The 22,040-nt window shown below is 54.7% G+C and carries 19 protein-coding genes; 10 read left to right on the top strand and 9 right to left on the bottom strand.

The genetic code is table 11. From position 1 onward, the window contains the following. Positions 1 to 116: 116 nt before the first annotated feature. From prmA to msrP, 8 genes are all read right to left on the bottom strand, one after another. Positions 117 to 998: a 50S ribosomal protein L11 methyltransferase gene (gene prmA / locus H7K52_RS13905; protein ID WP_003855234.1), complete on the bottom strand. Its 882-nt coding sequence runs from the start codon at positions 996 to 998 to the stop codon at positions 117 to 119. Between the two features lie 16 nt (positions 999 to 1,014). Then, the gene (panF, locus tag H7K52_RS13900) at positions 1,015 to 2,460 is read right to left on the bottom strand and encodes a sodium/pantothenate symporter (RefSeq protein ID WP_003855236.1); all 1,446 of its coding nucleotides are present in this window, start codon (positions 2,458 to 2,460) and stop codon (positions 1,015 to 1,017) included. Beyond that, entirely contained in the window at positions 2,450 to 2,692 is a 243-nt protein-coding gene (locus H7K52_RS13895) for a YhdT family protein (protein ID WP_003855238.1), read from the bottom strand. The genes panF and H7K52_RS13895 overlap by 11 nt, the downstream gene beginning before the upstream one ends. Before the next feature lie 71 nt (positions 2,693 to 2,763). Continuing rightward, positions 2,764 to 4,113, bottom strand: a complete 1,350-nt coding sequence (gene accC, locus H7K52_RS13890; RefSeq protein WP_003855240.1) for an acetyl-CoA carboxylase biotin carboxylase subunit — start codon at positions 4,111 to 4,113, stop codon at positions 2,764 to 2,766. 11 nt (positions 4,114 to 4,124) lie between these two features. Continuing rightward, complete coding sequence (gene accB, locus H7K52_RS13885; RefSeq protein WP_003855242.1) at positions 4,125 to 4,586, bottom strand: acetyl-CoA carboxylase biotin carboxyl carrier protein; 462 nt, start codon at positions 4,584 to 4,586, stop codon at positions 4,125 to 4,127. A gap of 25 nt (positions 4,587 to 4,611) precedes the next feature. Further along, positions 4,612 to 5,064: a type II 3-dehydroquinate dehydratase gene (gene aroQ / locus H7K52_RS13880; protein ID WP_008925813.1), complete on the bottom strand. Its 453-nt coding sequence runs from the start codon at positions 5,062 to 5,064 to the stop codon at positions 4,612 to 4,614. A gap of 232 nt (positions 5,065 to 5,296) precedes the next feature. Further along, on the bottom strand, positions 5,297 to 5,902 hold the full coding sequence (gene msrQ, locus H7K52_RS13875; RefSeq protein WP_003855248.1) for a protein-methionine-sulfoxide reductase heme-binding subunit MsrQ: 606 nt from the start codon (positions 5,900 to 5,902) through the stop codon (positions 5,297 to 5,299). Beyond that, complete coding sequence (msrP, locus tag H7K52_RS13870; RefSeq protein WP_078805026.1) at positions 5,903 to 6,907, bottom strand: protein-methionine-sulfoxide reductase catalytic subunit MsrP; 1,005 nt, start codon at positions 6,905 to 6,907, stop codon at positions 5,903 to 5,905. It abuts the gene before it with no gap. Between the two features lie 284 nt (positions 6,908 to 7,191). Between msrP and csrD the strand changes: the two genes are divergently transcribed. The 8 genes from csrD (at position 7,192) to tldD (ending at position 19,709) form a co-directional block, all read left to right on the top strand. After that, positions 7,192 to 9,141 (top strand): RNase E specificity factor CsrD, encoded by a 1,950-nt coding sequence (gene csrD / locus H7K52_RS13865; RefSeq protein WP_003855254.1) that lies wholly within the window; start codon positions 7,192 to 7,194, stop codon positions 9,139 to 9,141. A gap of 310 nt (positions 9,142 to 9,451) precedes the next feature. Next, positions 9,452 to 10,495 (top strand): rod shape-determining protein MreB, encoded by a 1,044-nt coding sequence (mreB, locus tag H7K52_RS13860; protein WP_003855260.1) that lies wholly within the window; start codon positions 9,452 to 9,454, stop codon positions 10,493 to 10,495. Between the two features lie 148 nt (positions 10,496 to 10,643). Further along, entirely contained in the window at positions 10,644 to 11,663 is a 1,020-nt protein-coding gene (mreC, locus tag H7K52_RS13855) for a rod shape-determining protein MreC (RefSeq protein ID WP_003855263.1), read from the top strand. Further along, positions 11,660 to 12,148, top strand: coding sequence for a rod shape-determining protein MreD (gene mreD / locus H7K52_RS13850; protein ID WP_003855265.1), 489 nt, complete (start codon positions 11,660 to 11,662; stop codon positions 12,146 to 12,148). Before mreC ends, mreD begins: the two co-directional genes overlap by 4 nt. Before the next feature lie 8 nt (positions 12,149 to 12,156). Then, positions 12,157 to 12,750: a Maf family protein gene (locus tag H7K52_RS13845; protein ID WP_003855266.1), complete on the top strand. Its 594-nt coding sequence runs from the start codon at positions 12,157 to 12,159 to the stop codon at positions 12,748 to 12,750. After that, positions 12,740 to 14,209 (top strand): ribonuclease G, encoded by a 1,470-nt coding sequence (rng, locus tag H7K52_RS13840; protein ID WP_182630145.1) that lies wholly within the window; start codon positions 12,740 to 12,742, stop codon positions 14,207 to 14,209. The genes H7K52_RS13845 and rng overlap by 11 nt, the downstream gene beginning before the upstream one ends. Before the next feature lie 150 nt (positions 14,210 to 14,359). Then, positions 14,360 to 18,199 carry an AsmA2 domain-containing protein YhdP gene (yhdP, locus tag H7K52_RS13835; RefSeq protein ID WP_182630144.1) on the top strand — a complete coding sequence of 1,280 codons (3,840 nt, stop codon included), beginning with the start codon at positions 14,360 to 14,362 and terminating at the stop codon, positions 18,197 to 18,199. Positions 18,200 to 18,263: 64 nt separating this feature from the next. After that, a complete protein-coding gene (gene tldD, locus H7K52_RS13830; protein WP_008925809.1) occupies positions 18,264 to 19,709 on the top strand; it encodes a metalloprotease TldD in 1,446 nt (481 codons plus the stop codon). Between the two features lie 33 nt (positions 19,710 to 19,742). On the opposite strand, the gene aaeR is transcribed toward tldD, so the two are convergent. Further along, positions 19,743 to 20,660, bottom strand: coding sequence for an HTH-type transcriptional activator AaeR (gene aaeR, locus H7K52_RS13825; protein ID WP_182630143.1), 918 nt, complete (start codon positions 20,658 to 20,660; stop codon positions 19,743 to 19,745). Positions 20,661 to 20,892: 232 nt separating this feature from the next. Between aaeR and aaeX the strand changes: the two genes are divergently transcribed. Together aaeX and aaeA are read left to right on the top strand one after the other, a co-directional pair. Further along, on the top strand, positions 20,893 to 21,096 hold the full coding sequence (gene aaeX, locus H7K52_RS13820) for a p-hydroxybenzoic acid efflux pump operon protein AaeX (protein WP_003855277.1): 204 nt from the start codon (positions 20,893 to 20,895) through the stop codon (positions 21,094 to 21,096). Positions 21,097 to 21,103: 7 nt separating this feature from the next. After that, the gene (gene aaeA, locus H7K52_RS13815) at positions 21,104 to 22,036 is read left to right on the top strand and encodes a p-hydroxybenzoic acid efflux pump subunit AaeA (RefSeq protein WP_182630142.1); all 933 of its coding nucleotides are present in this window, start codon (positions 21,104 to 21,106) and stop codon (positions 22,034 to 22,036) included. The last annotated feature ends 4 nt before the right edge of the window (positions 22,037 to 22,040 follow it).

The raw sequence follows: 22,040 nt of genomic DNA, 5'->3' as shown, positions 1-22,040 counted from the left end.
AGCATCCATTTCAAATCGCAAAATCCCGCAGCTTACGCTGCGGGCTGGTTGAATGTTCTGTTAAGGCACTGCGGGCCGGCCAGTGCGATATCAGAAGGGGTAGACAGGCGCCAGATTCAGGATTTAATCCCGGTAATTCGGCACCACTCCTCTTTAACGGCAACCGGGTCGAGTGTGAACTCGCCGGCATATGCTTCACAGACGCTCTCAGCCTGGCTCTCCAGAACGCCCGAAAGGCCCAGGTGTCCACCAGACTTGGGCAGTACACTGATCAGCGGTGCCAGCTCACGTAGCGGACCGGCCAGAATATTCGCGACCACCACGTCAGCCTGCAGGTTGTCGGGTTGCTGGTGGGGCAGATAAAGTGACAGGCGGTCAGAGACGCCGTTGCGCTCTGCATTATCCCGGCTGGCCTGAATGGCCTGCGGATCAATATCAATGCCAATTGCCTGAGCTGCACCCAGCTTCAATGCGGCGATCGCCAGGATCCCCGATCCACAGCCAAAATCGATCACTGTTTTGCCGTCCAGATCCAGACCGTCAAGCCAGGTGAGGCAAAGTGAGGTAGTGGGGTGGGTACCCGTTCCAAACGCCAGACCCGGGTCAAGCATCACGTTGACGGCATCGGGATCCGGCACGTCACGCCAGCTTGGGCAGATCCAGAGACGTTCGCCGAAGCGCATTGGGTGGAAGTTTTCCATCCATTCGCGCTCCCAGTCTTTGTCTTCGATCTGCTCGATCCGGTGGCGAAAACCGGCGCCCAGCAGCGGATGCTGCTCCAGTTCGGCAGTAATGACAGCCATGTCAGTTTCAGCATCGAACAGGCCGATCACATCAGTATCACCCCACAGACGCGTTTCGCCTGGCAGTGGCTCATACACCGGCGTGTCATGGGTATCCTGAAAAGTCACTGAAACCGCACCGATGTCCATCAGCGCATCGCTCAGCGTTTCCGCATGTTCACCTGAGCTGTTAATTTTGATTTGAATCCACGGCATAACGTCTCTCTTTCCGTCAGTGTTGCGGCGCGTCGACCGCTTGCGGCGCGCGTCCAAACAGGTTGCCCACTAAAAATGCCAGCAGGCTCAAAAGCAGTGAGGGCACGATGGGGTGAAAACCCAGTATCTGCAGGTTAAGGCTCGCCAGAAAAGCGTAGCAGCCTCCCCCCACCACCATGCCGGTGATGGCCCCAGCGGCATTAGCGCGCTCCCAGTAGAGGCCCAGAACCAGCGGCCACAGGAAAACCGCCTCAAGGCCGCCAAATGCCAGCAGGTTGAGCCAGATAATCATATCGGGTGGATTCCATGCCGCCATCAGCAGCAGGAGACCCAGTGCGAAGGTAATGGTGCCAGATAACAGTCGCAGCCGCGTCTCATTTTCCAGCTGTTGCGGTGCGACACGCAGATAGAGATCTTTAATCAGCGTGGCCGAGGCCTGTAACAGCTGGGCATTAATGGTCGACATGATCGCGGCCATCGGTGCTGCCAGAAACAATCCGGCGGCTAACGGAGGCAGTACGGTAATCATCAGGACAGGAATAACACTATCCGGCACAGTCAGGTTAGGCAGAATTGCCCGGCCCAGCGCACCGGCCAGATGCATTCCCAGCATCAGAATCACCACCACAATAGTGCCGAGAATAATGGCCCGATGTACGGCTTTGCTGTCTTTATATGAGATGCAGCGCACCGCAGTATGCGGCAGGCCAATCACGCCAAAGCAGACCAGCACGACAAACGAGCTGAGGAAGGTGGGTGTAATGATTTCGCCTGGCCCCTGCGGCGACAGCAGAGCAGGATCGATGTCATGCAGTTTCTGCACGGCCGTGCTCAGGCCGCCAGCCTGATGAATCACCGCGAACAGCAGCAGAAAGGTGCCAATCAGCATCACAATGCCTTGCATCGCGTCATTCAGCACGCTGGCACGGAATCCGCCGAACGCAGTGTAAAGCGCGATAGTGCCGCCAAAAATCAGCAGACCGGTGTCATAGGGGATACCTGCGGCGGTTTCAAGCAGCCGCGCCCCGCCAATAAACTGCACTGTCATGGCACCGATAAAGGCGATCAGCAGGCTCAGGCTCGCCAGCCAGATCAGCAGCGGGCTCTGATAGCGGGCGTAGAGCATGTCATTCAGCGTCACCGCATTATGCTTACGCGCCAGAATGGCAAACTTCTTCCCCAGCACACCTAACGACAGCCAGACGGCGGGCACCTGTACCATCGCCAGCAATACCCATCCCAGCCCATATTTATAGGCAGCACCGGGGCCACCAATAAACGAGCTGGCGCTGATATAGGTGGTAGTAAGCGTCATTGCCAGCACAAACCCGCCCATGGAGCGGCTGCCAAGGAAGTATTCCGTCAGGAAACTGCCTTCACGTCTTTTACGAACGGCAAATACCGACAGCGCGGCAATGACGACAAGATAAATCAGCAATGGCAGGATAATTTCACTGTTCACTTTTATCCTCCAGCGGCATGTCGCGGAAAATGACCCGCACCATCATCCAGCACAGGAAAATGAACAACAGGGGAGCAAACAGGCAGGAGAGTTCGAACCAGCGCGGCAGACCGGTGACACCGATTTCACTGCCACCCAGCCAGGCAGAGAGCCCCCAGGCCGCGAGCCAGAGCAGCGTGAGCCAGAGCGACCAGCGCGCCTCTTTATGAGCCTGTATAAAACGAGCGTCCATGATTCAACCTTAACGCCAGCGGAAAAAGAAAAAGGCCGGATTAACCGGCCTCTGACTACTCAGCGTTGCGATTACTTCTCGTGCAGGCCGAGTTTTTTCTCCAGATAGTGGATATTGGTTCCACCGTGCTGGAAGTTTTCGTCGGACATGATTTTCATCTGCAGTTCAACGTTGGTTTTGATACCGTCGATGATCAGTTCCGCCAGTGCATTTTTCATGCGGGCGATGGCCACGTCGCGTGATTCGCCGTAAGTGATCAGCTTACCGATCATGGAGTCGTAATAAGGCGGCACGGTATAGCCTGAATAAATATGCGACTCCCAGCGCACGCCAAAACCGCCTGGCGCGTGGAAGCGAGTAATTTTACCCGGGCTTGGCAGGAAGGTCACGGGATCTTCGGCGTTGATACGGCACTCGACCGCATGTCCGCGAATGATCACATCTTCCTGTTTGATCGACAACGGCTGGCCTGCGGCGATACGCAGCTGCTCTTTGATCAGATCAACACCGGTGATCATCTCGGTCACCGGATGTTCCACCTGAATACGGGTGTTCATCTCAATGAAGTAGAACTCACCGTTTTCATACAGGAACTCAAACGTACCTGCGCCACGATAGCCAATCTCAATACAGGCTTTAGCACAGCGATTGCCGATAAAGCGACGCTGTTCCTCAGTAATACCTGGGCCTGGCGCTTCTTCAACCACTTTCTGGTGACGACGCTGCATTGAGCAGTCACGTTCGCCCAGATAGATCGCGTTGCCCTGACCATCAGCCAGTACCTGAATCTCGATGTGGCGTGGATTCTCCAGATACTTCTCCATGTAAACCATGTCGTTGCTGAATGCCGCTTTGGCTTCCGCTTTCGTCATGTTGATGGATTGTTCCAGATCTTTGTCGCTGCGCACGACGCGCATACCACGACCGCCACCGCCGCCCGAGGCTTTGATGATGACCGGATAACCGATGCGCTTAGCAAAGGCACGGTTCTTGTCCATATCATCGGTCAGTGAACCGTCAGAACCCGGTACGGTTGGGACGCCTGCTTTCTTCATCGCATTGATCGCAGAGACTTTGTCGCCCATCAGGCGAATAGTGTCTGCTTTCGGGCCGATAAAGATAAAGCCGGAGCGCTCAACCTGCTCGGCAAAATCGGCATTCTCAGAGAGGAAGCCGTAGCCTGGGTGAATCGCCACCGCGCCGGTAATCTCTGCAGCAGAGATCAGCGCCGGGATATTGAGGTAACTTTTAACTGACTGCGCCGGGCCGATGCAGACAGTTTCGTCTGCCAGCAGCACGTGCTTCAGGTCACGATCCGCGCTTGAGTGAACCGCGACAGTCTTAATGCCCAGCTCTTTACAGGCACGCAGAATGCGCAGTGCGATCTCACCACGGTTAGCAATAACAATTTTATCCAGCATGATCTGCCCCGTTACTCGATGATAACCAGTGGCTCGTCAAATTCGACCGGCTGACCGCTTTCAACCAGGATAGCTTTCACTACGCCTGACTTATCAGCTTCGATCTGGTTCATCATTTTCATGGCTTCGACGATGCACAAGGTATCGCCAGCATTCACTTTCTGGCCAACTTCCACAAAGGCTTTCGCATCCGGGCTCGGCGTACGGTAGAAGGTCCCTACCATCGGTGAACGCACGATGTGACCACTGATTTCAGCCGGTGCCGCTTCGGCAGCCGCTGCAACAGGGGCGACAGCTGTTGCCAGAGCAGGCTGTTGAACCGGCGCAGCGTAAGCCTGCTGCATCATCGGGTAACCCGTATTGACAGGGGCACGACTGATGCGAACGGACTCTTCACCTTCAGAGATTTCCAGCTCAGAAATGCCAGACTCTTCAACCAGTTCGATCAGTTTTTTAATTTTACGAATATCCATGAGTGGGGTTCCGTACTCAGTTTGATTAATGAGATTGAGACAGGCGTTTTACTGCCGTTTGTAAAGCCCATGTGTAGCCGTCAGCGCCAAGCCCACAGATCACGCCAGCAGAAACATCAGAAAGATAGGAGTGATGGCGGAAGGGCTCGCGGGCATGCACATTAGAGAGATGAACCTCGATAAACGGTATTTCTACCGCCAGCAGGGCATCACGTAATGCGACACTGGTATGGGTAAACGCGGCAGGATTAATGATGATGTAATCCACATTGCCTTTGGCCTCATGAATGCGATCAATCAGCTGAAATTCAGCATTGGTCTGCAGGTGGCTCAACTCCACATTCAACTGGTCTGCCTGACGCGTCAAATCGTCCACGATCTGACTAAGCGTGGTATGACCATACTTCTCAGGCTCACGTGTTCCCAACAGATTAAGGTTGGGCCCGTTCAAAAGCAGAATATGTAATTTATGCGCCATCGTGCTGCCATCTCCCGCAATCATTGAGGCATCGCGTAAAATACCTTGCGAATCTTCATTTGTCACCTTTCGGGGCTAAAAAGAAGACCCGACGAGCAATAAAGCCGGGCATTATATCCGTTTCGTGTCATTTCGCAGCAAAATACTGGTCTTATCTGCGAAGATGATCGGATGTAGCCTGCGGGCCACATCTTTTATCAGAAAACGGCAGAGGAAAACAACGGGTGAAGCGCTAGCGGGACCACCATTTGAGAAATTTTTTGTAACGCCACGCTAACAGTATCGCAGCAAGAAGGGCATAGATAAGTGGCTGGGGTGACAGGATTTTCACCGACCAGATATAGTGAATCGGCACAAGGATCGCGACAAGATAGACCGCGTTGTGCAGGGTTTGCCAGCGCTTACCGAGTCTGCGCTGAGCGCGCTGGAAAGAGGTTACCGCCAGGGCCAGTAATATCAGCCAGCTGATAATACCCAGCGTCAGGTAGGGACGGGAGATCAGTTCGCTGCCCAGCAGACGCAGATTGTCCACGCCCAGCTCCAGCAGGTAATAGCTCAGCAGATGAAGGGACGCCCAGACAAAGGTCCATACGCCGAGCAGACGACGCGTGCGGATAAGAAGCGGCTGCCTGCCGTAACGTGCCAGCGGTGAAACCAGTAGCGTCCCCAGCAGCAGTTTCAGCGCCATGCGGCCGGTAAAATGCTGAATATCTTTTGCCGGATCCGCACTCAGTCCACCCTGCATTGCGGCCAGAATCAGATAAACCAGCGGCAACAGGGCCGCCAGATGCAGGATCACCTTGAGCCATGTGATCTGTTTTAGCGACAGGCGGACCACCTAGTAATTCTCCCGTAAATCCATGCCTCGGTAGAGTGACGCTACCTGTTCGGCATAACCGTTAAACAACAGCGTTGGCTGGCGTTCGACCTTCAGACTGCCGCCAGGGCCAATGAATCGCTCTGTCGCCTGCGACCAGCGAGGGTGATTAACATGGGGATTCACATTGGCATAAAAGCCATACTCGTCGGCAGCAATCTGATTCCAGGTCGTTGGCGGCTGTTTGTCGGTCAGCGTGATTTTCACAATCGACTTGATGCCTTTAAAACCATATTTCCACGGTACCGTCAGACGAATCGGTGCGCCATTTTGCGGCGGCAACGCTTTGCCATAGACACCGGTGGTCAGTATCGTCAGCGGGTGCATCGCTTCATCAATGCGTAAACCTTCTACATAGGGATAGTTGAGTCCGCCGCCAATAAAGCGATCTTTCTGGCCGGGCATCTGCTCCGGGTCGTACAACGTCTGGAAGGCGACAAAGCGCGCTTTGCTGGTGGGTTCCGCCAGCGAAAGAAGCTTATTCAGCTCGAAGCCTATCCAGGGCACGACCATCGACCAGGCCTCTACGCAGCGCATGCGATAGATTCGCTGTTCCATAGCAAACCGCTTAAAGATGTCATCCATGTCCAGCGTCACAGGCTTAGCCACTTCGCCATCAATGGTCAGCTTCCAGGGGGCAGTTTTTAGCGTACCTGCATTGGCAGCCGGATCGGCCTTATCCAGCCCGAACTCATAGAAGTTGTTGTAGCCAGAGACTTTATCCTCAGGTGTTAAGGTCAGATCGGCCTGATATTTCGCCGGTTTAGTAAAGTCCAGCGCCCGGCCAGCGGGCGCGGGTGGACGGTCATTACCTTTAAACCAACTGAGAATATCGGCATTCGCCACGCCCGGCATACCCATTGCCGCCGCGCTCAGTCCCAGCGTTTTCAGCACCTGGCGGCGCTTCAGGTTAAAAATGCTTTCCGGCGTTACGTCGGCTTCGGTCAGGTGGGGTATGCGTTTCATTTGGCTTCTCCAGACAGGATGTCATCATCCAGCATGATGACTATCGCTGATATCAGCCAGTTTCGCTGTGAAAATGTGAAATTTCCTGGCTGAGCACGGCGATGAGAATGCACTGAAAGTTGCCGGGATTAACACCTGCGATGATATCCCGGGGATATACTTCGGCTTCATGCGTCCAGGCGCTGTCGGCAGGGGCAAATTATGCTATTTTGCTCGCGTTTTCGTCAGGCTAAGGGTACAAGGTCGGATGATCCGGTTATCACCGCAGTAATACAGGCACAGGGATGCGATTAACCACAAAATTATCTGCGTTTATTACCTTTTTAAGCTTGCTGGCAATGTCGTTGATGCTGGCTGGCTGCGCATTAAGTGTTTTCTGGTTCAGCCATCAGCGGGTTGAGCATCGGGCGCAGGTGCTGGCGACGGAGGTCGATCAGGCGATGTTCACTGAGTCGCCTGCAGCGTTGCACGGCTGGCTTACGCGTATGATGCCGATAATGAATGCTGAGCAGATTTCTCTTCACGACGGCAAACAGACTTTTCTCACTCTCTCCCGACACGAAAATCAGATGCTGGAAGACGAGCCCAATCGTTTTTTTCAGGTCGATGTGCCTTTAATGCATCAAACCGGATTACAGCTGCGGGTCGTTACCCTTGATCCTGCTAAAACCTGGCTACGTTCTATCACCGGAACTTACACTCTGGGCATTCTGTTTACCGTTGTGCTGGTGATGAGTCTGTTGTTGCTGATGATGCATCGCTGGCTCAGTCGGCAGTGGCGCGGCATGGAAAATTTTGAAGCACGGGCAGAGGCGATTATTAACGGTGAGCGTGGAATCATGCCAGACCGTGGTGCGGATGAGTGGCCTCCCAGGGCGAGCCGTGCCATGGATCTCTTGCTGGCGGATCTGCAGGAAGCGGGCGAACAGCGCCTGCGTATCGACACGCTAATCCGTACCTTTGCCGCACAGGACGGGCGTACCGGTCTTAATAACCGACTTTTCTTTGACAACCAGCTCGCGACTTTGCTGGAGGATCAGGAAAATGTCGGCACTCACGGTGTTGTGATGATGGTGCGTCTGCCCGATCTGGACACACTGAAAGACAGGCTGGAGCAGGGACTGGTTGAGGAGTACCTGTTTAATTTCGTCAACATGCTCTCTACTTTTGTGCTGCGCTACCCTGGCGCTTTACTGGCACGCTATTTCCGCAGTGATTTTGCCGTATTACTGCCGCATCGCAGCCTCAAAGAGGCTAACAGTATTGCTGATCAACTTATTAATGCTGTCGATTCTCTGCCGCCGATGCGCATGGTGAATCGTGATGATCTGATTCACATCGGTATCAGTGCCTGGCACAGCGGACAGACCGTGCCGCAGGTAATTGAAAATGCTGAAATGGCCACCCGACGAGCGGCACTGCTGGGCGGTAACAACTGGACTAACGGTGCTGGAAATCCTCAGGATGCCGGACGCGGAAGTGTGCGCTGGCGAACCTTGCTGGAGAACACACTCAGCCGGGGTGGCCCAAGGCTTTACCACAAACCCACCGTTAATATTGAAGGTAAAGTTCAGCATCGGGTGATGCTGACCCGCATCTTCGATGGCGATAAAGAGGTGCTGGCCGCAGAATATATGCCGCTGGTTCAGCAACTGGGGATGGCTGATGCCTGGGATCGCCAACTGATGACCCGCATTGCCGCACTCTCAGAACTCTGGCCGGAAGAGACGCTGGTCATCCCGGTGACAATAACCTCGCTCCTGCAGCGTCCATTTGTCGTCTGGCTACAGAATATGCTGTTGCAGTGTCCGAAAGCACAAAGAAAACGATTTTTATTTGAACTTGCCGAGGCAGATGTATGTCAACACATCAACCGTTTAGCGCCAGTATTCCGCGCACTTAAAGCCTTTGGCTGCCGGGTTGCCGTCAATCAGGCGGGTCTGACTGTGGTCAGCAGCGCCTATATACGACAGCTGCCGCTGGAACTGATCAAGCTTGATGCGGGTCTGGTCCGTAATATTGAGCGGCGAACAGAAAACCAGCTGTTTGTGCAGAGCCTGCTTGAAGTCTGTAAATGTACTGGCATTCAGGTGTTTGCAACGGGTGTTCGTACAAAGGCGGAGTGGCAGACATTAGTGGCGCTGGGTGTCGCAGGCGGACAGGGAGACTTTTTTGCCTCTTCGCTTCCGGTAAACAGTAACGTGAAGAAATATTCTCAACGTTACCGTATTTAATGAATTGCCGTCGTAACAACGACAATTTGCGGTTTTTTTAATGTTTAGCCGCATCTGAATCCCTGACCTTGCTGCCGGAAATGTTAGATTTTATGTCGGGCATGGCGCAGGGAAAACGCGGGAAAAGCAGTGCTGATGGCGTCTGGTCGGCATTCTGCTGTTGCAGATCGTCGGTTCAGATGACTTAAACGCAATCAGGCGTCTTTTTTCACCGAAGCAGAACGTTTTTGCGCCTTGTGGCAGCTTCGTGTGGTTGGTAAAGTAAGCGGATTTTATTTTCCGCCCCCAGCTTGCAGGATTATCCCTTAGTATGTTTAAAAAATTTCGTGGCATGTTTTCCAACGACTTGTCCATTGACCTGGGTACCGCGAATACCCTGATTTACGTAAAAGGACAGGGCATCGTGCTGAACGAGCCTTCCGTGGTCGCTATTCGACAGGACCGTGCCGGTTCGCCGAAAAGTGTCGCGGCCGTGGGTCATGACGCCAAACAGATGCTCGGCCGTACGCCAGGCAATATCGCAGCTATCCGTCCGATGAAAGATGGCGTTATCGCTGACTTCTTCGTGACCGAAAAAATGCTGCAACACTTCATCAAGCAGGTTCACAGCAACAGCTTTATGCGTCCCAGCCCACGTGTGCTGGTCTGCGTGCCCGTTGGCGCAACCCAGGTAGAACGCCGTGCGATTCGTGAATCGGCTCAGGGCGCAGGCGCGCGTGAAGTCTTTCTGATTGAAGAACCGATGGCTGCGGCGATTGGTGCAGGTCTGCCCGTTTCTGAAGCAACCGGTTCAATGGTCGTCGACATTGGTGGTGGTACAACAGAAGTGGCCGTGATCTCCCTGAACGGTGTGGTCTACTCCTCATCAGTCCGTATTGGTGGTGATCGCTTCGATGAAGCTATTATTAATTATGTGCGTCGTAACTACGGTTCACTGATTGGCGAAGCGACCGCAGAACGCATCAAGCATGAGATCGGTTCAGCGTACCCGGGCGATGAAGTCCGCGAAATTGAAGTCCGTGGTCGTAACCTGGCAGAGGGTGTACCGCGCGGCTTTACGCTAAACTCCAACGAAATTCTGGAAGCGCTGCAGGAGCCATTAACCGGCATCGTTAGCGCGGTGATGGTTGCCCTTGAGCAGTGTCCGCCTGAGCTGGCTTCAGATATCTCGGAACGTGGCATGGTGCTGACCGGTGGTGGTGCATTACTGCGTAACCTGGATCGCCTGCTGATGGAAGAGACGGGCATTCCGGTGGTGGTTGCTGAAGATCCGCTGACCTGTGTGGCTCGCGGTGGCGGCAAGGCGCTGGAAATGATCGACATGCATGGCGGCGATTTGTTCAGCGAAGAATAATTGCCTCAACCGGCTGAGAACGCAATGATCATGCGAGGGAGTGGCATGTGAACCGGCGATATCTGTGCCGGTACAGTGCGTTCAGCCCAGGGAAGCACGGTTTTTTGCCGTCGCTTCCTCTCCTGTTGTCGAGGATCACGCAGATTATATGAAGCCGATTTTTAGCAGGGGGCCTTCCCTGCAGTTGCGTCTTTTTCTGGCGGTAATTGTGGCGATTGCCATTATTATTGCCGACAGCCGTGTGGGTTCTTTTACCCAAATACGCAACTATCTGGATACGTCGGTCAGTCCGTTTTACTTCCTGGCCAATGGACCACGTCAGCTGTTGGATGGCGTGTCCGAGTCGCTGGCATCGCGTCAGCAACTGGAGCAGGAAAACAAAGCGTTACGTCGTGAACTCTTCCTGAAAAACAGTAACCTGCTAATGCTGGGGCAATATAAGCAGGAAAACGCACGTCTGCGTGAACTGCTGGGTTCACCGCTGCGTCAGGATGAGCAAAAGATGGTGACGCAGGTGATCTCCACCGGCACCGATCCTTACACCGACCAGGTTGTGATCGACAAAGGCAGCGTTAACGGTGTCTATGAAGGTCAGCCGGTCATCAGCGACAAAGGTGTGGTGGGTCAGGTCATCGCGGTCGGACAACTCACCAGCCGTGTTCTGCTGATCTGTGATGCATCTCATGCCCTGCCGATTCAGGTGCTGCGTAATGACATTCGTGTGATTGCCGCCGGCAACGGCTGTAATGAAGATCTTCAGCTTGAGCATCTGCCGGGTAATACTGACATTCGTGTCGGCGATGTGCTGGTGACGTCTGGCATTGGTGGTCGTTTCCCTGAAGGTTATCCGGTGGGTGTGGTTTCCTCTGTGAAAGTGGACACCCAGCGCGCTTACACGGTGATTCAGGCCCATCCGACCGCCGGTCTGCAGCGTCTGCGTTACCTGCTGTTGCTGTGGGGCGCTGACCGCAATGGCGATATGCCACTGCCGCAGGATGAGGTGCACCGCGTTGCGAACGAGCGTCTGATGCAGATGATGCCGCAGGTTTTACCGCCTGCCGGTGAAATGGGCCCGCCAGCGCCAGCCGCTCAGATGGGACCGCCTGCTCCGTCTGCCAGCAGCAGCGGACAGAGCAACTCCTCGCGTTCACGCGGGGGCCAGCCTTGAGTCGATATCGTAGCCAGGGACGCTGGGTCATCTGGCTCTCTTTCCTGGTTGCGTTAGTCCTGCAAATCATGCCGTGGCCGGAAGAGATTTATATGTTCCGGCCCTCATGGCTGCTACTGATCCTCATCTATTGGGTTCTCGCACTGCCACATCGGGTCAATGTCGGTACTGGATTTGTGCTGGGTGCCATCATGGATCTGGTTGCCGGATCGACGCTTGGCGTGCGTGCGCTGGCGCTCAGTATCATCGCCTACCTGATTGCCTTTAAGTTCCAGTTATTCCGCAACTTAGCGTTGTGGCAGCAAGCGTTAATGGTTATGGTGCTGTCACTGGCGATGGATGTGATTGTCTTCTGGGCAGAGTTCCTGGTAATCAACGTTTCATTCCGACCTGAAATTTTCTGGAGCAGTGTCGTCGACGGTATTCTCTGGCCCTGGCTATTCTTATTAATGAGAAAAATTCGTCGTCAGTTCGCTGTTCAATAAGGAAATTTATGGTAACCCTTTATCTTGCTTCCGGTTCACCGCGTCGTCGTGAGCTGTTAACTCAACTTGGCCTGACATTTGAGCGCATCGTGACTGACGTTGAAGAGCAACGTCAGCCAAATGAAGCGGCGGAAATTTATGTCCGCCGTCTGGCAAACGACAAAGCGCAGGCAGGTGTCAGACTGGCCGCGCAGGATCTGCCGGTGCTGGGCGCGGATACCATCGTGGTGCTGAATGGCGACGTGCTGGAAAAACCACGCGATGCCGCCCATGCCCACGCGATGCTGCGCAAACTCTCGGGCCATACACATCAGGTGATGACGGCGGTAGCGCTGGCCGACAGCCAGCAGGCGCTGGATTGCGTTGTGACCACTGATGTGACATTCCGCACCTTAACGGAGACCGACATCGACGACTATATCGCTACCGGCGAACCGATGGATAAAGCGGGTGCATACGGTATTCAGGGCAGGGGAGGAAACTTTGTCCGAAAAATTAATGGAAGCTACCATGCAGTGGTCGGATTACCTCTGGTTGAGACAGCGGAGCTGATCAGCCATTTCCAGTCACTGCGTGCTGTAAGAGGTCAACATGACGGCTGAATTACTGGTTAACGTCACGCCTTCTGAAACGCGTGTTGCCTATATTGACGGCGGCATCCTTCAGGAAATACATATTGAGCGTGAAGCGCGGCGCGGCATTGTTGGCAATATTTACAAAGGACGTGTCAGTCGTGTTCTGCCCGGCATGCAGGCCGCCTTTGTCGATATCGGGCTGGAAAAAGCGGCTTTTCTGCACGCCTCTGACATCATGCCGCATACTGAATGTGTGGCGGGTGACGAAAAGAAAAACTTCATCGTGCGTGATATCGCTGAGCTGGTGCGTCAGGGACAGGATCTGGTGGTTCAGGTCGTCAAGGATCCGCTGGGTACTAAAGGTGCCCGGCTGACGACGGACATTACCCTGCCTTCGCGTTACCTGGTCTTTATGCCGGGCGCATCGCATGTTGGTGTCTCTCAGCGCATTGAGAGTGAGAAAGAGCGCGATCGGCTTAAAGCGGTGGTGGCTGACTACTGCGACGACCTCGGTGGCTTTATCATCCGCACCGCCGCAGAGGGAATTGGAGAAGAGGAGCTGGCGCAGGACGCGGCTTTTCTCAAACGTCTCTGGACCAAAGTCAGCGAACGTAAAAAGCGCAACCAGACCCGCTGCCTGCTTTACGGCGAGCTGGCGCTGGCCCAGCGTATTCTGCGTGATTTTGCCGGCGCTGCGCTGGATCGCATCCGGGTCGACTCCCGTCTGACCTGCGACATGCTGGTGGAATTTACCGGTGAATATATCCCGGAAATGGCCGGCAAGCTGGAGCTTTACAACGGTAAACAGCCTATTTTCGACCTGTTTGATGTCGAAAATGAGATTCAGCGTTCGCTGGATCGCAAAGTTGAACTAAAGTCAGGCGGATATCTGATCATCGATCAGACCGAAGCGATGACGACTATCGATATCAACACCGGTGCGTTTGTCGGCCATCGCAATCTGGATGAGACGATCTTTAATACCAATGTTGAGGCCACTCAGGCGATCGCGCGTCAGCTGCGACTGCGTAATCTGGGAGGCATTATCATTATCGACTTCATTGACATGAGCAATGAAGACCACCGGCGCCGGGTACTGCATTCGCTGGAAAGCGCACTCAGTAAAGATCGGGTTAAAACCGGTATCAATGGGTTCTCGGCGTTGGGTCTGGTGGAAATGACGCGTAAGCGTACCCGTGAAAGCATTGAGCACGTTCTATGTCAGGATTGCCCGGTCTGCAAAGGGCGCGGCACGCTGAAAACCGTTGAAACGGTTTGCTATGAGAGCATGCGTGAAATTGTCCGGGTTCACCACGCCTATGATTCTGACCGTTTCCTGGTCTATGTTTCACCGACGGTCGGTGAAGCGTTAAAAACCGACGAGTCTCATGCACTGGCTGAAGTTGAAATCTTTGTCGGCAAGCAGGTCAAAGTCCATGTCGAAGCGCTTTACACTCAGGAGCAGTTCGACGTGGTGATGATGTAACACCAGTCCAAATACCGGTTTCTTCGGAAATCGGGCTGAAAAATCGCCCTTGTTTGAGATAAAATGCGCGCTTTTAACGCTTTCATCTGAAGACGGTCGGGTATTAAGAACCAACTATCCGTCGTTTACGGAACACAAGGAGAGGCGTGCGTGAGGCAGTTGCCGAGGATTTTGTTACTGCTGGTCGCGGCAATCATCGTGATTGTCGCGCTGCTGGTCAGCGGATTGCGTCTGGTGATGCCGCATCTCGACAGCTATCGCAGCAACCTTCTGCAATTCATCTCTGACCGCACAGGTGTGCCGGTTAACGCCAGCCAGTTAGAGGGCAAGTGGGAGAACTTTGGCCCGACTCTGCAGGTACGCGATCTCAACGTTGATCTTAATGAGAACGGTAAACTCTCGATCAATCGCATCAACCTGGCGCTCGACGTCTGGCAATCCCTGCTGCACTGGCGCTGGCAGTTTCGCGATCTGACCTTCTGGCAGCTGCACCTCGAGACTAATCGTCCTTTACTCGACAACGACAAAGAGAAAAACAGCTTCCGTCCGGCGCAGATTAATGAACTCTTTCTGCGTCAGTTTGACCACTTCGACCTGCGGGATAGCACCATCCGTTTCCGCACCCCTTCCGGCCAGCATGCTGAACTGGCGATTCCGCGACTCTCCTGGGTCAACGAAGACAACCGCCACCGGGCCGAGGGTGAAGTCAGTCTGTCGAGCTTTACCGGCCAGCACGGCGTAGTTCAGGTGCGGCTCGATCTCAATGACAGCAACGGCGTACTCAATGATGGTCGCATCTGGATGCAGGCCGACGACGTCGACATGCGTCCATGGCTGGGCCGCTGGGTGCGCGATAACACCCGCCTGGACAGCGCCCGCTTCAGCCTGGCAGCCTGGGTCAACCTGCGTGATGGCGACATTTATGCCGGTGATCTGCTGCTGCGCAAGGGGGGCGCCAGCTGGCAGGGCGAGACCGGCCGACACCGCATAGACGTCGATGGGCTGACCGCGCATTTGTCACGCTTCCAGAATGGCTGGGTCGTCAATGTGCCGCACACGCGGCTCAGCACTGACGGCCAGTCATGGCCCGCCGGCCACTTCTCTCTGTTATGGCGTCCTGAGGATAAACAGCTGCTGGGGCCGGAAGGTCAGCCGGAAGTACGTGTTCGCGCGACACAACTGGTATTGAGCCATATTGCACCTATCGTTCCGCTGTTTGCGCCGCTCTCTCCGGCGCTGTTTGAAAACTGGCAGACGCTGCAGCCACAAGGCACCGTCGATGGCCTGGCGCTGGATATTCCCTTACAGCAGCCTGAAAAAACCCGCGTCCAGGTAAAGTGGCGTGATTTCAGCTGGCAGCACTGGAAATTGTTGCCGGGCATCAGCCATTTAAGCGGTGAAGCGCGCGGCAGCCTGAGCAATGGTCAGGTCAGTGTAGATATGGGGGCGGCAACCGTTCCCTATGGCGATATGTTCCAGGCCCCTTTAGAGATTAAGCGCGTGACCGGTGCGGTGCGGTGGCTGCGTGATGAACATGGCCTCACGCTGGCGGGTGAAAACCTTGACCTGCAGGCTCGCTCGCTCTGGGCGCGTGGGGATTTCAGCTATCAGCAGAATAGCGGTGGTGAACCCCGTCTGGATATTCTGGCCGGTATCCGGCTTACCGATGCGGGCGATGCCTGGCGCTACTTCCCGGTACCGCTGATGGGTAATAGCCTGACGCACTATCTGAGTGGGGCAGTGAAGGGTGGCAGGGTGGACAATGCCACGCTGCTGTTTGCAGGTAACCCGGCGCTGTTCCCGTTCAAGCACAATGATGGCATGTTCCAGGTCTGGGTGCCGCTTCGCCAGGCGACCTATGCGTTTCAGCCCAAATGGCCGGCGTTGAGCAATCTCGATATTGACCTTAACTTCCTGAACGACGGTCTGTGGATGAAAGCACCCATTGCCCGACTGGGCGAGGTGGACGCGCATAATGTCACGGCGGTGATCCCGGACTATCTTAAAGAAAAACTGATCATCGACGGGGATATCAGCGGCGAAGGTCCGCAGATCGCTGACTATTTCGATCAGACGCCGCTGAAACCTTCATTGGGTGCCGCGCTGTCGGAGCTGGAAATCAAAGGCCGCGTCGGTGGCCATCTGAATCTGGATATTCCATTGGATGGCCAGCAGGTGCACGCCCGCGGCAATGTCGATCTGAACAATAATTCACTGTTTATCAAGCCGTTAAAAACCACGATCAACAACCTTTCAGGCCGCTTCCGTTACGACAATGGCAATCTGGAGAGTGAGGATCTGCGGGCAAACTGGTTTGGTCAGCCGACGGGCGTCCGTTTCAGCACCAAAGAGAACCCGGACGACTTTGGCGTGAACGTCAACCTTCAGGGCGACTGGCAACCCGCTAAAATCAGCGAGGTCCCGGCAGCTGTCAGTAAGCAACTGGGCGGGCATCTCCCCTGGCAGGGCGACGTGAATATCACGCTGCCCCATCATGGCGGGGCGCGTTATGACGTGGTACTGAACGGTAATGCCAAAGAAGTAAGTAGTCACTTACCTGCACCGCTCGATAAAAATGCCGGTGAGGCAATGCCGATTGCCATTCAGGCCAGCGGTGACCTGAACCATTTCGATCTCAGTGGCAGCATAGATGAAGACCACCGTTTTAACAGCCGCTGGTTGCTGGAGCCGACGTTGCGTGTTGACCGCGGCATTTGGCTGAATGATGCCCGGAAAACGCCGGCTCTGCCCGATCATGCTGGCATGGTGCTGAACCTGCCTGCGCTGGATGGCGAGGCCTGGGTGGCGATGATGGCTGCCGGAGGTTCTTCCGGGACACGTGCATCAGGCGGCGGTAGCGATTTCCAGACGGGTGGCGTCACGCTGCCGGGTAACATCACGCTGCGCAGTCCGGCAGTCACGCTGGCCGGGCAGCAATGGCATGATGTTGAGGCGACGCTGGCGCAGGGTTCAGGCGGCAATAGCCAGGTCAGCGTCAATGCGAAAGAGTTGCGTGGTGCGCTGCTAATGGCACCTAAAGCGCCGTGGCAAGTGAACCTGGATTACCTCTACTACAATCCGCAGTGGGGTAATGATGCAGGTGATGCCGATAAAGGCGGCAAAGCGTCTCCTCAGCAAGCCAAAAACATTAATTTCAGCCAGTGGCCCGCTCTGCAATTACGCTGTAAAGAATGCTGGGTGCTCGGCCAGAAATATGGTCAGATATCTGCGGCGCTGCAACCTGAAGGAGATAAGTTAGCGCTTACTAATGGTAAAGTGGATACCGGCAGTTCGCAGCTTAAAATTAACGGTGAGTGGATCAACCGTCCCGATGACCAGCGCACCTCGCTGAAGGGGACGCTCAAAGGCCCGAATGTCAATAACGCGACCAACTGGTTTGGTGTCAACACGCCGCTGCGCGATGCGCCATTTGATATTTCTTACGATCTGCACTGGCGCTCTGCCCCCTGGCAGCCCTCCGCAGAGACGCTGAGCGGTACCCTGAAGACCCACTTTGGCAAAGGCCAGATTGCGGATGTCAACACAGGCACAGCGGGAAAAATCCTGCGACTGGTGAGCTTTGATGCGCTGCTGCGCAAGCTGCGCTTCGACTTCAGCGACACCTTTACCAACTCGTTCTATTTCGATTCGATTAACGGCACCGCCTGGATCGAAAACGGCAGGATGCGCACCGATAACCTGCTGGTGGATGGGCTGGAAGCCGATATCGCCATGCAGGGCAATCTCGACCTGGTAAAACGTCAGATTGACATGGAAGCGGTGGTGGCGCCGGAAATATCCGCTTCAGTCGGCGTGGCAACCGCCTTTGCCATCAATCCGGTGATTGGTGCCGCGGTGTTTGCCGCCAGTAAAGTTCTGGGACCCCTTTGGAACAAGATATCGCTGCTGCGTTATCACATCAGTGGCCCACTGGATAAGCCGGAAATCAATGAAGTACTGCGTAAACCGCGTGAAACTGACAACAAGTGAATTTGACGCCGTACCGGAATTACCGCAGGCTATGATTATCTGAGCACATAATGAGTGAGAAACGATGACTCTGAACCTGGTAAGTGAGCAGTTACTGACTGCTAACGGCATTAATCAGCAGGACCTATTTTCCCTGTTAGGGCAGCTTTCAGAACGTCGTCTGGATTATGCCGATCTCTATTTTCAATCCAGCTTTCACGAATCCTGGGTGCTGGAAGATAAAATTATTAAAGATGGCTCATACCATATCGATCAGGGTGTGGGCGTTCGCGCGGTCAGCGGGGAGAAAACCGGCTTCGCCTATGCAGACCAGATCACACTGAATGCACTGCGTCTCTCTTCTGAAGCGGCACGTAGCATCGTACGTGAACAGGGAAATGGCAAGGCACACACGCTCTCTGCCGTAATGAACCGTTCGCTCTATTCTGCGGTCGATCCGCTGAGCAGCCTGACACGTGAAGATAAAATTGCCCTGCTGCATCGCGTTGATAAAGTGGCCCGTGCGGCTGACCCGCGCGTGCAGGAAGTCAATGCCAGCCTGACCGGTGTTTACGAGCAGGTGCTGGTGGCCGCGACTGACGGCACACTGGCGGCTGACGTTCGTCCGCTGGTTCGCCTCTCTATCAGCGTTCAGGTTGAAGATCAGGGCAAGCGTGAACGCGGCGCAAGCGGCGGCGGTGCGCGTACCGGTTATACGTTCTTCCTTGAAGATGAAAATGGCGAAGTGCGCGCTGATGCCTGGGCGCGTGAAGCGGTGCGCATGGCGTTGGTTAATCTCTCTGCTGTAGCGGCACCTGCCGGCGCATTGCCGGTGGTGCTGGGTGCGGGCTGGCCTGGCGTCCTGTTGCATGAAGCAGTTGGTCACGGTCTGGAAGGCGACTTTAACCGCCGTGGCACCTCAGTGTTCAGCGGTAAAATCGGTCAGCAGGTTGCGTCTGAACTCTGTACCGTGGTGGATGACGGCACCCTCGAAGGGCTGCGCGGTTCACTGGCGGTGGATGATGAAGGCGTTCCCGGCCAGTACAACATGCTGATTGAGAATGGTGTGCTGAAAGGCTACATGCAGGACAAGCTCAATGCGCGACTGATGGGCGTCAGCCCGACCGGTAACGGACGCCGCGAATCCTACGCCCATCTGCCGATGCCGCGCATGACCAACACCTACATGCTGGCAGGCAAATCATCACCGCAGGATATTATTGAAAGCGTTGAGTACGGCATCTATGCGCCAAACTTTGGGGGCGGTCAGGTGGATATCACCTCCGGCAAATTTGTCTTCTCAACCTCAGAGGCTTATCTGATTGAGAACGGCAAAATCACCAAACCGGTCAAAGGTGCCACGCTGATTGGCTCCGGCATTGAAGCGATGCAGCAGATCTCGATGGTGGGTAACGACCTGGCGCTGGATAAAGGCGTGGGCGTCTGCGGTAAAGAGGGCCAGAGCCTGCCGGTCGGTGTCGGTCAGCCTACGCTGAAGCTGGATAAACTGACCATCGGCGGCACCGCCTGATGTGACCTCAACAACCCGCCACCTGGCGGGTTGTTAGCTTTTACGGTGCTGCTGATACTGTTCAGCCACCTGTTCAAAATAGCCGGTCAGGTAATCGATACAGACCTGCACCTTAAGCGGCAACTTATCTTTCTCGGTATAGAGTGCGTAGACCGGCCGCGGATCGGACTGATACTGCGGAAAAAGAATATCGATCTCACCCGCGTTGATCTCATTAATCACCCACATCATTGGCACATAGGCGATGCCATTGCCCGACTTCAGCCAGCGGATCAGCGTCAGAGAATCATTCGTCACGAAACGTCCCTGCGGTGACAGGCGGGTCACCAGGCCTTCCGGCGCAATCAGCTCGAAATTGTTGTCGGGCCGTACGCTATATTCCAGCCAGGAAAAATTATCAATGTCAGCTGGTTTCTCGGGCGTGCCATGCTGCGTCAGATAGCTTTTTGCAGCGCACACCACCATTGGCATGGCACCAAGACGACGTGAAAAGAGGCTGGAGTCTTTTAGTGCGCCCACCCGAATCACCAGATCCAGACCATCCGCAATCAAATCCGGCGCCGGTACACCGGTAACCAGATTCACACTCAGTCCCGGGTACTCCCGCAGCATGTCGCTGGTCATGCCGGCTAACACATTCTGTGCCATGGTTGAGGAGCTGCCAATTCGCAGTTCGCCAATGGGCGTGTTGTTAAACGCATAGAGCTGCTCATGCACCTGCGTCGCTTCGGCCAGCATACGGCGACAACCCTGATAATAGATTTTACCCGCTTCGGTCAGCCCGATACTGCGGGTGCTGCGATTCAGCAGCTTAACCTGCAATGCATCTTCCAGTTTCGCGACAATCTGGCTAATTGATGAGACGCTAAGATGAAACTGGCGTGCCGCGGCGGTAAACGAACCCAGTTCGACCACTCTGGCGAAGACAGACATGCCTTTCAGTCGTTCCATTATTTACTCTGGCTTAAAAGTGATTTAGATCACATTCTGTAGAAAACGTATAGTCAGGCGCGTTACTATATGCGCGCCGGGGTATTTCCCGGTGATTCTTCATTGCCTGATACCCTTCGATGATACGCTATTATTAAGCCAGCTGCGGTTCGGATAGCGCTGCCAGATGGTTTTCCCGCGGAATCTGAAAAGGCAAAGGAGTATCCCGGCAAGGTCGAACTAAGGATTTTTGATGAGTGTGCTTCCGGTATTTGTCATGTTTGGGCTCTCTTTTCCGCCCGTTTTCATCGAACTTATTATTTCACTGATGCTGTTCTGGTTAGTGAAACGTGTGCTCACGCCGAGCGGTATCTACGATCTTGTCTGGCATCCGGCACTTTTTAATACAGCGCTTTACTGCTGTGTGTTTTACCTTGTCTCCCGTTTATTAGTCTGAGGTTGAAGTGAAAGCACTCATAAGAAAAATCGCGCGTTACGCGATCACTATTCTGCTGGTCATCATCGCTGTGGTAATCATTTTCCGCGCCTGGGTGTTCTACACCGAATCGCCCTGGACCCGGGATGCACGTTTCGCGGCAGACGTGGTGGCGATTTCGCCTGACGTCACCGGCCTCATTACCGATGTTCCGGTACACGACAATCAGCTGGTTAAAAAGGGCGATACGCTGTTTGTGGTTGATCGGCCGCGCTATCAGAAAGCGCTTGATCAGGCACAGGCGGATGTTGAGTACTATCAGGCACTGGTGAGTGAGAAACGTCGCGAAGCCGGACGACGAAATCAGCTTGGCACCTCCGCGATGTCGCGCGAGGCTATCGAGCAATCCAATAACGATCTGCAAACCAGTGAGCATCAGCTGGCGAAATCGGTGGCAACACGCGATCTGGCGGCGATTGACCTTGAACGCACCACTGTAAAAGCGCCATCCGACGGCTGGGTCACTAACCTTAATGTCTATAAGGGTGAGTTTATTACCCGTGGTTCTGTGGCAGTAGCGCTGGTTCAGCAGCACTCCTTCTATGTACTGGCTTACCTGGAAGAGACCAAACTGCACGGTGTTGAGAAGGGTTACCGCGCGGAAGTTACGCCGCTTGGCAGCAACATTGTATTGCGTGGCACGGTCGATAGTGTGGCGGCTGGCGTGACCAATAGCAGCAGTTCGGTCGACAGTAAAGGCATGGCAACAGTGGACTCCAACCTGGAGTGGGTCCGTTTGGCGCAGCGTGTGCCTGTGCGAATTCGGCTGGATGATCAGCCAGGTAATCGCTTCCCGGCAGGAACCACGGCAACGGTGGTGATAACGGGTCAGGTCGATCGTCAGCCTGAACAGGTGTCACCGATGATCCGACTGTTTAATCGCCTGCGTGAGTTTGGTTAAGAGG

Source organism: Pantoea hericii (assembly GCF_014155795.1).
GTDB lineage: Bacteria > Pseudomonadota > Gammaproteobacteria > Enterobacterales > Enterobacteriaceae > Pantoea > Pantoea eucalypti.
The sequence above is the reverse complement of the archived record's forward strand: the minus strand, read 5'-3'. Positions and strand labels throughout refer to the sequence as shown.